This window comes from Bradyrhizobium sp. 142, from assembly GCF_023074015.1.
GTDB lineage: Bacteria > Pseudomonadota > Alphaproteobacteria > Rhizobiales > Xanthobacteraceae > Bradyrhizobium.
This window is the reverse complement of the sequence record NZ_JADPKQ010000322.1, coordinates 100343-113842: the sequence shown is the minus strand read 5'-3', so window position 1 is coordinate 113842 and position 13500 is coordinate 100343. Positions and strand designations below refer to the sequence as shown.

Sequence of the window (13500 nt, the reverse complement as noted above, 5' to 3'; positions counted from 1 at the left end):
CGGGTATGACGGTGAGGAAGCACCTAACCCGATCTTGATTGGCCGCCGCGCTGCCACGCGGTATGATGCCTATTCCCGCCACCTCTTTTTCATCACCGAAGAGCCCGTTCCCGTGGTCTCGCCGCACGCACCGGGCGGGCTGGAATTCGTCAGGAGTTGATCCAATGGACAATCTGAAGACACAGGGCATCAGCATGCCCAAGCTCGGGCTCGGCACCTTTCGCATGCAGGGCGATGCCTGCCGCGCCGCGGTGGAGAGCGCGCTGTCGCTCGGCTATCGCCACATCGACACTGCCGAGATGTACTCCAACGAGGAGCCGATCGGTGCCGCGCTTGCCGCCGCCGGGGTGGCGCGAGGCGAGCTGCATGTAACGACAAAAGTCTGGCACGAGAATTTGGCGCCGGACGCGATCCGCCGTGCCTTCGATGCCAGCCTGAACAAGCTCAGGCTCGATCATGTCGACCTCTATCTCGTGCACTGGCCGTCAAAAGCCGCGAACTGGGGCGCGGTGTTCGAGACCCTGATGAAGCTGAAGGAGGAGGGCCGCACGCGGGCGATCGGCGTTGCCAATTTCACCACAGCGTTGCTCAAAATCGTGGTCGACGACATCAAGGCGCCGATCGCCTGCAACCAGATCGAATATCACGCCATGCTCGACCAATCGAAGGTTTTGGCCTATCTCGCCGCCAAGTCCATCCCGCTGGTCGCCTATTGCCCGCTGGCACAGGGCCGCGTCGCTTCGGATCCGGTGCTGGGCGAGATCGGAGCCAAGCACGATGTGACCGCCGCGCAGGTCGCGCTGAAATGGCTGCTCGACCAGGATGGCGTTGCCGCGATCCCGAAGGCGTCACGCCGCGAAAGCCAAAAGGCCAATCTCGATGCGCTGAAGATCAGGCTCGACGAGGCCGACCGCAACAAGATCGCCGCGCTGCCGAAGGACAGGCGCTGCGTCAATCCGGGCTTCGCGCCGGCGTGGGACTGACCAAAAAAGCGCTTCGTGAGCGCAAAGAAATGGCCCCGCGAGAGGCCATTTCCATGTTTGCGTCCACGGCAGGCGCCATTCGCGCGCGAATTTGATCCGCGTCAATGAGGCCGGCCGCTTCCCGGATAGAATGGGACTTCCGAAGGGCGAAATTGGATGGGCCAATGCTGAACGAAGTGATGGATTTCGCCGGCGAGGTGCTGCCGGGAAGCTGCGCCGTGCCGCCTTATTCCGAAACCGCGTTTCTGGCGGAGCTCGGCGAGCGGCTGCGGTTATCGCGCATGCGCTGCGAGCTGTCGCGCCGGGAGCTCGCCCGCGGGTCCGGAATTTCGGAGCGCTACATCGCCCAGATCGAGGCCGGCAAGGGTAACGTCTCGATCGTTCTGCTGCTGCGGCTCGCCTCCGCGATCCACCGTAGCCAGCGGTAGGCCGCCTGACATCAGGCCCGCGCCTTCTCCACGTTGGCGCTGCGGGCCGGCACGGCGAACTCCCTGCGACAGACTTCGGCCAGCACGGCGACGCCCTCGCGGATCTGCTGATGCGTCGGGCTCGCAAAGCACAGCCTGAGCCGTGAGCTGGAATGCTTCCTGTTGGTCGACCATTCCGGCCCCGGATTGATCGAGACGCCAGCGGCAAGCGCGGCCTCGTACAGCTTGAGCGTATCGACCTGGTCGGGCAGCTTCACCCAGAGGAAGATGCCGCCCTTTGGCTCCTCGAACTCGGCGGCGGTCCCGAACTGCTCGTTCAAGGCCTCCATCAGCGTATCAAGCTTGGTGCGTAGCGTCTTCGTCAGTGCCGGCACGTGGGTCGAAAAATGCGGCTTGCAATATTCGGCAAGCACCATCTGCTCCAGCGCGCCGGAGCCGGCATCCGTCTTCAGGGACAGCATGCGCGACATCACATCCCAGGGCGCCACGATGAAACCGACGCGTAGCGCCGGTGCGATCGATTTGGAGAACGACCCGATATGGATCACGCCGCCGTTAGGGCTCATCGCATGGATCGCCGGCGGACGTTGTCCCGACCATACGAGATCGGCATAGCAATCATCCTCGAAGATCGGCACGCCATAGTCGGCCGACAGCCGCAATAGCTCGGCACGCCGGCTTTCCGGCATGACGCTGCCGGTCGGATTCTGCACCGTCGGGATGGTGTAAATGTATTTCGGCTGGATGCCGCGGTTCTTCAGGTCAGTCAGCGTCGCGGCCAACAGGTCCATGCGCATACCATCCGCGTCGAGGGGAATGCCGACCACGTTGACGCCGAGCCGCGCCAGGCGGCTCAGCGAGCCCTGGTAGCTGTCCTGCTCGACAATCACGGTGTCTCCGCGCGCCAGCAGCGTGTGGTTGACGAGGTCGAGCGCCTGCAACGAGCCGGACACGATCAGGAGATCGTCGACCGTGCACATGATGCCGGCGTCGCGCTTGAGTTTCGTCACCAGGAATTCGCGTAAGGGCAGATAGCCTTGGGGGCCGTGTGCCAGCCCGTAAGTCGCGAGGTTTCGGCCCTCGCGCCGCAGCACAGCATTGGCAGCCTCGACCAGCTCGTCGAGCGGGACCTGCTCGGAATCGTTGTTGCCGCCGACGAAGCTGTATTTGGCAAGACCGGTCCAGCGCGCAGTCGGGGCCGGCAGCCCTGCAGGAAACAGGGGCGCGAAGTCGAAGCTGGACATCATGGGGCGTTCCTCGTTCTGTTCTTATTGAGCGGCCGGTTGCCCCGGCCTGCCTTACTTCTTGCCGGCCGTCCGGGTCGGACGTCCCTGGCTGATGAAAGCGTAATGCGCATTGGCGACACCGCCAACCATCAAGGCTTCGACCGCCGGTTCGGCGATCTCGCCCGTGGCAGCCCAGTCGACGATGAAATTGGCCCCGGTCCCGCCGCGCACGTCGTCGGTCGGAATGAAGACGGAGATGGTGGCGAGCGGCTTCAGCGCCACCGGCGCTTTCAGATAGCTCTCGACCTGCTTGCCTGCGGTGTCGAAATAGGCGATGCGTCTGACGACCAGCGGCTGGGCCTCGGAGGCGTTGTGCACGCTCAGCGTCACCGAGAAGTCGACGCGCAGCTTGCCCTGGCTCATCGCGACGCTGGAATAGGCCGGCACGTAGAACCCGCCGGACACGCCGAGTTCATCCTTCGGCAGCGCCGTGAGCGAATCCGCAAAGTTTTGCTCGATATTGACCTTGGACTGAGCGACTGCGGCCGAGGCGAGCAGGTATAGCAGCATTGCGGCGGCAAGCCCCATCCACATGTGACGAATTGCTTGCTTGCCGCGCCGCAACCTGTCTCTAGGGTGCGGCAAAACGGACAAATTTGGCATGCACGAACTCATTCGCGACATCACTCTCTGTATTCTGTTCGCCTGGATGCTGGGCCTGCTCGCCCATTTCTCCCGGCAGCCGCTGATATTGGCCTACCTTATCGCCGGCTTCTGCATTGGTCCATTCGGCGCTGGCTGGGTCAAGTCGCAGGAATCGATCAGCGTCATCTCCGAGCTCGGTCTGATCTTCATGCTGTTCATGATCGGTCTCGAGATCGACCTGAAGAAGATCGTGCGGGCGGGAAGGGTGATCCTGTTCGCGGCCGGCGGCCAGCTCCTCGGCGGCTGCCTGCTCGGCGTTCTGTTCTTCACCGGCATCGGCCTGTCGCTCGGCGGCGGTCATTTCGATGCGCTCTATCTCTGCGTCGCCTGCGCGCTGTCGAGCACCGTCATCATCGTCAAGGTGCTCTACGAGAAGCGCGAGCTCGACACGCTGCCCGGCCGCGTCACGCTCGGCGTTCTGGTGCTCCAGGATATCTTCGCCATCCTGTTTCTGGCGGTGCAGCCGAGCCTTGCCAACCTGCAAGTCAGCGTCATCCTGCTTTCGATTGGCCGTGTCGCGGTACTGGTCGCAGCGGCGCTCCTGGTCAGCCGCTACGTGCTGCCGCGCCTGTTTCACCAGATCGCCCGCCGCCCCGAGCTGATCCTGCTCGGCGCGCTGGCCTGGTGTTTTCTCGTCGCCGAGACAGCCGAGCGGCTCTCGCTGTCTCGCGAGATGGGCGCCCTGATCGCCGGCGTCTCGCTCTCGACCTTTCCTTATGCTCTCGACGTCACGGCCAAGGTCACCACGCTCCGCGACTTCTTCATCACGCTGTTCTTCGTGGCGCTCGGCATGACCATTCCGGTGCCCGGGCTTTCCGTGATCGGCCTCGCACTGATGATTGCGGCCTTCACGGTGGTGAGCCGCGTCGTCACCACCTTCACGCCGCTCTATCTGATGAAGCAGGGCCTGCGCGCTAGCCTGTTGCCGGCGCTCAACCTGGCGCAGATCTCCGAGTTCTCGCTGGTGGTGATCCAGACCGGCGTCGCCGACCACCACATCGCACCCGAGACAGCGAATGCGGCCTCCTTCGCCTTCGTGGTGCTGGCCGTGCTCTCGACCTTCGTGATGACCCGCAGCGACGAGATCATCCGCCGGGCGATCGCTCCCCTGAAGCGGATCGGCCTGCGCGATCTCGACCACGGCCACGCCGATGAGGGGCACAAGGGCGGCCATGGCGAGGCCCGCCGCATCGTTATCCTCGGCTTTTTCCGCGCGGCCAGCGCACTGCTCGCCGAGATCGAGCGGCAGAACCCGCTGCTGCTCGAGCAGATCACGGTGATAGACTTCAACCCCAATGTGTACCAGACCCTGCTTTCGCGCGGCCTGCACGTGATCTATGGCGATATCAGCAACGTCGACACGCTCCTCCATGCTGGCGTCGGCAAGTCCGAGATGATCATCCTCAGCGTGCCGGATGCGCTGTTGAAGGGCGCCAGCAACGAGAAGCTGGTGCGCCACGTGCGGAGCCTCAATCCGAAGGCTCTGATCGTAGCGACCGCCGATCTTCTTTCCGATGTCGGCGAGCTCTACGAGGCCGGAGCCAGCTATGTTACCGTGACCCGGGTCAGCGACGCCCATGAGCTGTTTACGGTGATCGAAGCCGCCCAGGCCGGCCTCCTGGCCGACAAGCGCGCCGAGCTCGACGTGCGGCTGAGCGAGCGGCGTGAAGTGCTGCCCTAGGAGCTCCGGCTGGCCTTCCGCTCGAGCCATTGGCGCCTATATCGCTGGTATCTTCGGTGCAAGCCCGAATGCTGCGCGAAGGCCGCCTCCGGGCATATGTGGTTGCGTCCAGGACACTAGCGCCGGGCCCCAAGTCCGGCTAAGCCTCCGGCCATAACCGATAGAGATTGGGAAATGCCCGATACCGTTCAGGAAGTCTTGCAGGCCTTCGCCAGGGGCGAGCTCGTCGTCGTCACCGATGACGAGGACCGCGAGGGCGAGGGCGATCTGATCGTCGCCGCCTCGCTCTGCACCGCCGAGAAGATGGCGTTCATCATCCGCCACACCTCGGGCATCGTCTGCGCGCCCATCACCACCGAGGACGCGCGCCGCCTGCGCCTCGATCCGATGGTCGCCCACAACGATTCCGCCCACACCACCGCGTTCACGGTGTCGATCGACTATAAGCCCGACGGCGGCACCGGCATCTCGGCGGAGGAGCGCGCCTCGTGTTGCCGCGCGCTCTCGAATCCCAACGCGGGCGCCAACGACTTCGCCCGGCCCGGCCACATCTTCCCGCTGATCGCCAAGGACGGCGGCGTGCTGTTGCGCTCCGGCCATACCGAGGCCGCGGTCGATCTCTGCAAGCTGTCGGGGCTTCCGCCGGTCGGTGTCATCAGCGAATTGATGAACGACGACGGCAGCGTCATGAAAGGCGAGCAGGTCGCCCGCTTCGCCGCCCACCACAAGCTCAGGCACGTCACGATTGCCGACATGATCGCCTATCGCCAGGCGCGCGAGAAGCTGATCGAGCGGGTCTCGACGTTCGTCACCGAGAGCCCGATCGGGCCGCTCCAGGGCTATGCCTACCGCTCGCCGTTCGATTCCATCGCCCATGTCGCCTTCGTCTACAACGGCGTCGGCGACGGCAGGAACGTGCTGACGCGCTTCCACAAGCCGAACATCGTCAAGGACGCCTTTACCGGCCACAAGCGCATGGCGGCCGTGCTGGAGCACTTTAAGAAGTCCGGCCGTGGTGTGCTGGTTTACTTGCGCGACGGTGCGGCCGGTGTTCCCGTGGAGCCGCTGCCGGATGAAACCTCGACGGAGGCCGACCGCAACCGCCAGTGGCGCGAAGTCGGCGTCGGCGCGCAGATCCTGCGCGATCTCGGCGTCACCTCGATCCGGCACCTCACCTCATCTGTGCACGACTACAAGGGATTGTCGGGCTTCGGTATCGAGATCGTCGCTAACGAGCAACTCGATATCTGATACTGTCATTCCGGATGGCGCACGGCGCCGGACTTGGGATCTCGGTGTAGCAGCGATCAGGATGTCGGGTTTCGCGCTGACGCGCGCCCCGGAATGATCGAAACCAGGATGCATTTGCACTTGTTGCCGCGGCGCTCTAATTTGTCGGGCAATTATTGACGGAACAGACGCGAAAGGACGTTTCATGAGCGTGCGCCCCCAGGCCAAGGACAAGCCGGCTGCGGCTTCTTTCCAGTGGGACGATCCGTTCCTGCTCGACGAGCAGCTCACCGAAGACGAGCGCATGGTGCGCGACACCGCGCGCGCCTACGCCCAGGACAAGCTGTTGCCGCGCGTCGCCAAGGCCTATCTCGAAGAGAAGACCGATCGCGAGATCTTCAACGAGATGGGCGAACTCGGCCTGATCGGCATCACGCTGCCGGAGGAATATGGCTGCGCGAATGCAGGCTATGTCGCCTACGGCCTGGTCGCGCGGGAGATCGAGCGTGTCGATTCCGGCTATCGTTCGATGAACTCGGTGCAGTCCTCGCTGGTGATGTATCCGATCTACGCCTATGGCGACGAGAACCAGCGCAAGAAATACCTGCCGAAGCTCGCCAGCGGCGAGTGGGTCGGCTGCTTCGGCCTGACCGAGCCCGACGCCGGCTCCGATCCGGCCGGGATGAAGACCCGCGCAGAGAAGGTCTCGGACGGGTATCGGTTGACCGGTACAAAAATGTGGATCTCGAACGCGCCGATCGCCGACGTGTTTGTGGTTTGGGCCAAGTCGGCCGAGCACGACAACCAGATCCGCGGCTTCGTGCTGGAGAAGGGCATGAAAGGCCTCTCCGCGCCGAAGATCGGCGGCAAGCTGTCGCTTCGCGCCTCCATCACCGGCGAGGTCGTGATGGACGGCGTCGTAGTCCCCGAGAGCGCGTTGCTGCCGAACGTCTCCGGCCTCAAGGGTCCGTTCGGCTGCCTCAACCGTGCCCGTTACGGCATCTCCTGGGGCGCGCTTGGCGCCGCCGAGGACTGCATGCACCGTGCCCGGCAGTATACGCTCGACCGCAAGCAGTTCGGCAAGCCGCTCGCCGCGACCCAGCTGGTGCAGAAGAAGCTCGCCGACATGGAGACCGAGATCGCACTCGGCCTCCAGGCCTCATTGCGCGTCGGCCGCCTGATGGACGAGGGCAAGTTCGCGCCCGAGATGATCTCGATCGTCAAGCGCAACAATTGCGGCAAGGCGCTCGATATCGCCCGCGTCGCGCGCGACATGCACGGCGGCAACGGCATCTCGATCGAGTACCACGTGATGCGCCATGTCCATAACCTCGAGACCGTCAACACCTACGAGGGCACCCACGACGTTCACGCCCTGATCCTGGGCCGTGCGATCACCGGCATTCAGGCGTTTTTCTAGAGGCCGCGGCGTTCGGTGTTGGCTGATTTGCTCCGCTGTCATCGTCCGCCCTGTGCGCATTGCGCACTGGTGCGGACGATCCAGTATCCCAGAGACCTCGCCTTCACCTCAGGCGCTGCGGCGTACTGGATACCCCGCCTTCGCAGGGTATGACGAAGAGCGTGGCGGTACGTACAGGAAGAGCCATGTCCGACAACGACGACGTCCCGTTCAACCGCAACTTTCCACTCAAAGCGGGAATCGTCGAGGAGGTCCGCCCGGGCGTGCGGCGCGTGCTCTGTAACAATCCAAGCCCGTTCACCTTCACCGGCACGGTCAGCTACATCGTCGGTCAGGGTAACGTCGCAATCATCGATCCCGGTCCGGACGATGAGGCGCATGGGGCAGCACTGCTCGATGCCGTGCGTGGCGAGACCGTAACGCATATCCTCGTCACCCACACCCACCGCGACCATTCGCCGAACACCGCCCGCATCAAGCGGGCGACCGGCGCGACCGTCTACGCCGAGGGGCCGCATCGCGCCTCGCGGCCGCGCTTCGAGAGCGAAAAGCACAATCCGGAATCCGGCACCGACCGCGATTTCGTGCCTGATGTCAAAGTCGCCCATGGCGACGTCATCGAGGGCGCCGGCTGGCGGCTCGAAGCGGTCGCGACGCCCGGTCACACCGCCAATCACCTTGCGTTCGCCTGGCCCGAGCGAAAGTTCAACTTCGTCGGCGATCACGTGATGGGCTGGTCAACCTCGATCGTGGCCCCGCCCGACGGCTCGATGATCGACTACATGGAGTCGCTGGATCGGCTCGCGGCGCGCGAGGAGGATCTGTATTTCTCCGGCCATGGCCCCGAGATCCCGGACGGCCCGCGCTTCGTGCGGTTCCTGATCCGTCACCGCAAGGCGCGCGAGGCCTCCATCCTGCATCGCCTCGCCAAGGGCGAAGCCGACATTCCGACCATGGTGCGCGCAATTTATATCGGCATCGATCCGAGATTGACGACGGCCGCCGGTTATTCCGTGCTGGCGCATCTGGAAGACCTGGTCGCACGCGGTGTGGTCGCAACCGACGGCGATCCGGTGATTGGTGGGACGTACCGGATGGCAGCCTAGCTTCTCGTCATTCCGGGGCGATGCAAGCATCGAACTCTGATGCGCAATTGCGCATCAGAGAATCCATTCATCCACCAACTCTGCGGCGCGATGGATTCCGGGCTCGCCGCGTTGCGATGCCCCGGAATGACAGCGAGGCTATTTCTTCACCGTCTTCGCGGGCGCCTTGGGCGGCGCGACTGGCGTCTTCTTCACCGGCTTCAGCGCATCGGCATCGGCGGCGGCGTTGAGATCGTCGATGAATTTTGTGACGCGGGCGGCGTTGCTGCCGAGGTCGCTCTCGAAATAGCGCGAGGCGGAGCGGATATCGACGCGGGAATCGTCGCCGTCGGGCACGACCCGGATCGAGATGTCCTCGCGGAAACCCATGATCGGCGAGCGCGCCACCGCCTCAATGCGGCCGATGCGGCGCGGCGGCTGCGGCGCGCGCTCGTCGATCACGAGCCATTTGCGCTTGTTGACGAGCTGGAGCGCGATCGCATAGGCGCGGTCGACCGAGATCTCGAGCTCGATCGGCTCGATATCAGGGTAGAAATGCCGCTGTTGTTCGGCCGAATAGAGGCCGGCATAGACGGCCGGATTGGCGCCGTCGCCGGTGCGCAGGCGCGCCAGCGCATCGAAGCGCGGCGGATCGATCGGATCGGTGGTGACGTCGTGGATCGCCGGCAGCTTGCGGTATTGCAGGCCGAGATAGGCGGGATAGGCGAGGATCGCACCGTCAATCAGGAAGGCGAGCAGGATGCGCGCCATCCCGCGCGAGCCGTTCTGCCAGATCGCGGCAAAGCCGGCGAGCCCGAACAGGATGGAGAGCGCGGCGATCGCAAGTCCGCCCAGAAAAGTCGCGAGCGCCGGCTTCATTTCCAGGAAGCCGAAGCGGACGATGACGATCGACACCAGCACCGCCACCACCGCGAACACGGCCAGATTGCGTGCCCAGCTCGCGAGACTGGACACGGGCTCCGACTGATAGGGAGCGGAAAACCTGCGGGCCATGGGGTAAGCTCTGCCGGGGTTTTGGGGCGGTGCCGCCGTGCGAAACGGCGGAACTGCCGGATGCGCCGTTGAGACCATGCCCCGGCGGCAAATTCAAGGGTTCCGCAGACCCTCGGATCGTCATGGCCGGGCTTGTCCCGGCCATCCACGTCTATCTTTCTTGCGGCCAAGACGTGGAAGCCCGGGACAAGCCCGGGCATGACGGCTGTGATGATTTACGCCGCCGCGTTCGGGAAGCGATAATCCTTGAACTGGTCGCGCAGCGCGGTCTTCAGGATCTTGCCGGTCGCCGTATGCGGGATACCGTCGACGAAAGCGACGTCGTCAGGCATCCACCATTTGGCGATCTTGCCGTCCATGAACTTCAGGATGTCCTCGCGCGTGGCCTGCTGGCCCTGCTTGAGCTGCACGATCAGGAGCGGGCGCTCGTCCCATTTCGGGTGGTAGACGCCGATCACTGCGGCTTCGGCCACGGCAGGATGGCCGACCGCCAGGTTCTCCAGGTCGATCGAGGAGATCCACTCGCCGCCGGACTTGATCACGTCCTTGGAGCGGTCGGTGATCCGCATGTAGCCGGCCTCGTCGATGGTCGCGACGTCGCCGGTGTCGAAGAAGCCATCCTCGTCGAGGATGTCGGTGTCGACGCGGTAATAGGCCCTGGCGACCGCGGGGCCGGAGACCTTGAGGCGGCCGAAGGTCTTGCCGTCCCAGGGCAGTTCCTTGCCGGCATCGTCGGTGATCTTCATCTCGACGGCGAACGGCGCGTAGCCCTGCATCTGGAGCACGTCGAGCCGCGCCTCGCCGGTGGCGTCGGTGAACGGCGGCTTCAGTGCCGCGACGCTGCCGATCGGGCTCATCTCGGTCATGCCCCAGGCGTGGCGGACGTTCGAGCCCATGTCGAGGAAAGCCTTGATCATCGAGCGCGGCATCGCCGAACCGCCGCAGATCACCATCTTCAAATGTGGCAGCTTGAGATTATTGGCGGACATGTGCTGGAGCAGCATCAGCCACACCGTCGGCACGCCCGCGGTATGCGTCACCTTTTCGGTCGAGAGCAACTCATAGACCGAGGCGCCGTCGAGCTTGGCGCCGGGCATCACCAGCTTGGTGCCCTGCGAGGGCGCGGAGAAGGCGATGCCCCAGCTGTTGGCGTGGAACAGCGGCACCACAGGAAGCATCGTCTCCGAGGCGCTGGTGCCGAGCGCGTCGACATTGTTGGCCATCAGCGCGTGCAGCACGTTGGAGCGATGCGAATACAGCACGCCCTTCGGATCGCCCGTCGTGCCGGAGGTGTAGCACATCGCGGCCGCCGTGTTCTCGTCAAAGTCCTTCCATTTGAATTGGCCGTGGGCCTCTGCGATCCAGTCCTCATAGGCGACTACGTTCTTGAGCGTGGTCTGCGGCATATGCGCCTTGTCGGTGAGCACGACGTAGCGCTCCACGCTTGGAAGCTTGTCGGCGATCTTCTCCAGCACGGGAACGAAGGTGATGTCGGTCATCACGATGCGGTCCTGCGCATGGTTGATGATCCAGGCGATCTGCTCGGGGAAAAGGCGGGGATTGACGGTATGGCAGATGGCACCGATGCCCATGATGCCGTACCAGACCTCGAGATGGCGCCAGGTGTTCCAGGCGATCGTCGCAACACGGTCGCCGAGCTTAATGCCGTCGCGCTCCAGCATCTGCGAGACCTTGAGCGCGCGCTGGTGGATTTCGGCGTAGGTAGTGCGGTGGATCGGTCCCTCGACCGAGCGGGTGACGACCTCCTGCTTGCCATGAATCCTGGCGGCGTGTTCGATGATCCGGTGGCAGAGCAGGGGCCAATCTTGCATCAGACCAAGCATTCAGACGTTCCTCCGAGTAAGGCTGGACTTGTTATCGCTCTCAGCACTGGGCCAAAGAATTGCCATGAGTTTTAGCCTGCCGGACTTTCGCCGCAAATGGTCTTGTCGCGGCTATATGTCCGCCGGCGCGGCAATGGTTACCGTCGGGCTCGGGCTGTTGCTTGTGCTGCCGGAGCCTGCGGCGGCGCGAAAATATGCTGCGCCGCTCGATATCTTTGGCCTTGGTGCGCCACGGCCACGCGGAAAGGTTCATTCTGCCAAGATCCCGCTGCCGAAGCCGCGGCCCGAGGAGGCTCCCAACGCGTCGGATGAGCCGGCGCCGGAGGCTCCCGCCGCGGACGGCAAGCCCTCCCCTGATAAGCCCGCCGAGGCCGCGCCGCCCCCCGAGAAGCAGGCTTCAGCCTGCCGGCTCGCGCTGACCGAGGACATCGCGATCGCGCCCTCGATCCCGGAAATCCGCGGCCCCGGCGGCTGCGGCGGCGAGGATCTGGTGCGCCTCGAAGCCATCGTGCTGCCGGACAGGCGCAAGGTGCCGGTCAAGCCGGCTGCGGTTCTCCGCTGCACCATGGCCTCCGCGATCGCCGATTGGGTCCGCACGGACATGGTGCCGCTGGCCACAAGCCTCGGTTCGACCATCGCCGATCTCGATAATTTCGATTCCTTCGAGTGCCGTGGTCGTAACCGCATCGCGGGCGCGATGCTGTCCGAGCATGGCAAGGCCAATGCGCTCGACGTCCGTGCCATCAAGCTCGCCAATGGCCAGTCGATCGGCCTGACCGACCGCGCCATGTCGCGCGATGTGCGCGAGCGCGTCCTGCATTCGGTCTGCTCCCGCTTTACCACCGTGCTGGGTCCGGGCTCGGACTGGTATCACGAGGATCACATCCATCTCGACCTGGCGCAGCGGCGCAACGACTACCGGATCTGCCAGTGGAACGTCTGGGATCCGCTGCCGCAGGTCGCGCCGCTGCTACCGGCGGAACGCCCCGAGGAGGCGCCGCCGCGCGAGGTTGCGGCCAAGCCTGATGGAAAGGAGGGAGTTGATGACGAGGCGACGGAGAAACTCCGGGCGCCTGCGGATAAGTCGGCGGCTGACGGCAACAAAGCCCGGCCGTCCAAGCCCGCAACAAAAAAGCGCCGATGAAACCGGCGCTTTTGAAAAGCCTCAGGCAGGGCCCATTCAGTACGAAGAATTGGAACCGCCGCCCTGAAGCGCAAGGCGCGAATTGTAGGGCGAGTCGCCGTGCTTCGGCTCGAGCACCACGACGATGGTGCCGACCTTGACGCGGTTGTAGAGGTCGATTGCGTCTTCGTTGGTCAGGCGAATGCAGCCCGACGAGATCGAGGCGCCGATATATTCCGGCTGGTTGGTGCCGTGGATGCGGAACAGCGTGTCCTTGCCGCCCGAATAGAGATACATCGCGCGCGAGCCCATCGGATTGTCCGGACCGGGCGCGACAAAGGTCGGCACGCCCAGGCGCGAAATCTCGCCCGGCGTCGGGTGCCAGGCCGGCCACTCGGTCATGCTGCCGACCTTGGCGATGCCGGACCACGCCATGGCCTCTTCGCCGACGGTGATGCCGTAGCGGATCGCCTTGCCGCCATCCATCACGTAATAGAGGTAATGATTATCGGAATCGACCACGATCGAGCCCGGCGCTTCCTTGCGGTGGTATTCGACGATGGCGCGGCGGAACGGTTCCGCGACCGGAGTGTTCTCGTACCGGACCTTGGCGAGCAGTTCCTTGTCCTTCGGCTTGAAGGCTTTGGTGTCGGTCGCTTCAAAATGCGTGGCCTGCATGCAACCCGACAGCATCAGGCCGGCAGCCAAAATGACTAACTTAACTCTCAGCGACGACATGATTTGGTTCCAATCAAAACAAT

The 13500-nt window shown here is 64.2% G+C and carries 12 protein-coding genes; 7 read left to right on the top strand and 5 right to left on the bottom strand.

What is annotated here, in order from left to right; all coding sequences use genetic code 11:
- The first annotated feature begins 164 nt into the window (after positions 1-164).
- Both IVA82_RS29710 and IVA82_RS29705 read left to right on the top strand, forming a co-directional pair.
- Positions 165-983: an aldo/keto reductase gene (locus tag IVA82_RS29710; protein ID WP_247382992.1), complete on the top strand. Its 819-nt coding sequence runs from the start codon at positions 165-167 to the stop codon at positions 981-983.
- A gap of 164 nt (positions 984-1147) precedes the next feature.
- Positions 1148-1411: a helix-turn-helix domain-containing protein gene (locus IVA82_RS29705; RefSeq protein ID WP_247382990.1), complete on the top strand. Its 264-nt coding sequence runs from the start codon at positions 1148-1150 to the stop codon at positions 1409-1411.
- An 11-nt stretch (positions 1412-1422) separates the two neighbouring features.
- On the opposite strand, the gene IVA82_RS29700 is transcribed toward IVA82_RS29705, so the two are convergent.
- Together IVA82_RS29700 and IVA82_RS29695 are read right to left on the bottom strand one after the other, a co-directional pair.
- Positions 1423-2658: a PLP-dependent aminotransferase family protein gene (locus tag IVA82_RS29700; protein ID WP_247382989.1), complete on the bottom strand. Its 1236-nt coding sequence runs from the start codon at positions 2656-2658 to the stop codon at positions 1423-1425.
- 51 nt (positions 2659-2709) lie between these two features.
- Positions 2710-3231: a DUF3124 domain-containing protein gene (locus IVA82_RS29695; protein WP_247382987.1), complete on the bottom strand. Its 522-nt coding sequence runs from the start codon at positions 3229-3231 to the stop codon at positions 2710-2712.
- Between the two features lie 67 nt (positions 3232-3298).
- Between IVA82_RS29695 and IVA82_RS29690 the strand changes: the two genes are divergently transcribed.
- The 4 genes from IVA82_RS29690 to IVA82_RS29675 all read left to right on the top strand — a co-directional run bounded on the left by IVA82_RS29690 (position 3299) and on the right by IVA82_RS29675 (position 8779).
- Positions 3299-5023, top strand: a complete 1725-nt coding sequence (locus IVA82_RS29690) for a cation:proton antiporter (RefSeq protein WP_247382986.1) — start codon at positions 3299-3301, stop codon at positions 5021-5023.
- 174 nt (positions 5024-5197) lie between these two features.
- Positions 5198-6274 carry a 3,4-dihydroxy-2-butanone-4-phosphate synthase gene (gene ribB / locus IVA82_RS29685; protein WP_247382984.1) on the top strand — a complete coding sequence of 359 codons (1077 nt, stop codon included), beginning with the start codon at positions 5198-5200 and terminating at the stop codon, positions 6272-6274.
- Positions 6275-6458: 184 nt separating this feature from the next.
- Positions 6459-7673, top strand: a complete 1215-nt coding sequence (locus IVA82_RS29680) for an acyl-CoA dehydrogenase (protein WP_148741623.1) — start codon at positions 6459-6461, stop codon at positions 7671-7673.
- 185 nt (positions 7674-7858) lie between these two features.
- Positions 7859-8779: an MBL fold metallo-hydrolase gene (locus IVA82_RS29675; RefSeq protein WP_247382983.1), complete on the top strand. Its 921-nt coding sequence runs from the start codon at positions 7859-7861 to the stop codon at positions 8777-8779.
- 138 nt (positions 8780-8917) lie between these two features.
- On the opposite strand, the gene IVA82_RS29670 is transcribed toward IVA82_RS29675, so the two are convergent.
- Together IVA82_RS29670 and IVA82_RS29665 are read right to left on the bottom strand one after the other, a co-directional pair.
- On the bottom strand, positions 8918-9772 hold the full coding sequence (locus IVA82_RS29670; protein ID WP_247382981.1) for a DUF1499 domain-containing protein: 855 nt from the start codon (positions 9770-9772) through the stop codon (positions 8918-8920).
- Between the two features lie 215 nt (positions 9773-9987).
- Positions 9988-11616 carry a fatty-acid--CoA ligase gene (locus tag IVA82_RS29665; protein ID WP_247382980.1) on the bottom strand — a complete coding sequence of 543 codons (1629 nt, stop codon included), beginning with the start codon at positions 11614-11616 and terminating at the stop codon, positions 9988-9990.
- A 64-nt stretch (positions 11617-11680) separates the two neighbouring features.
- On the opposite strand from IVA82_RS29665, the gene IVA82_RS29660 reads away from it, so the two are divergent.
- A complete protein-coding gene (locus IVA82_RS29660) occupies positions 11681-12760 on the top strand; it encodes an extensin family protein (RefSeq protein WP_247382979.1) in 1080 nt (359 codons plus the stop codon).
- 36 nt (positions 12761-12796) lie between these two features.
- Here IVA82_RS29660 and IVA82_RS29655 read toward each other — a convergent pair whose 3' ends face one another.
- Positions 12797-13477: a L,D-transpeptidase gene (locus IVA82_RS29655; protein ID WP_148741628.1), complete on the bottom strand. Its 681-nt coding sequence runs from the start codon at positions 13475-13477 to the stop codon at positions 12797-12799.
- Positions 13478-13500 lie beyond the last annotated feature (23 nt).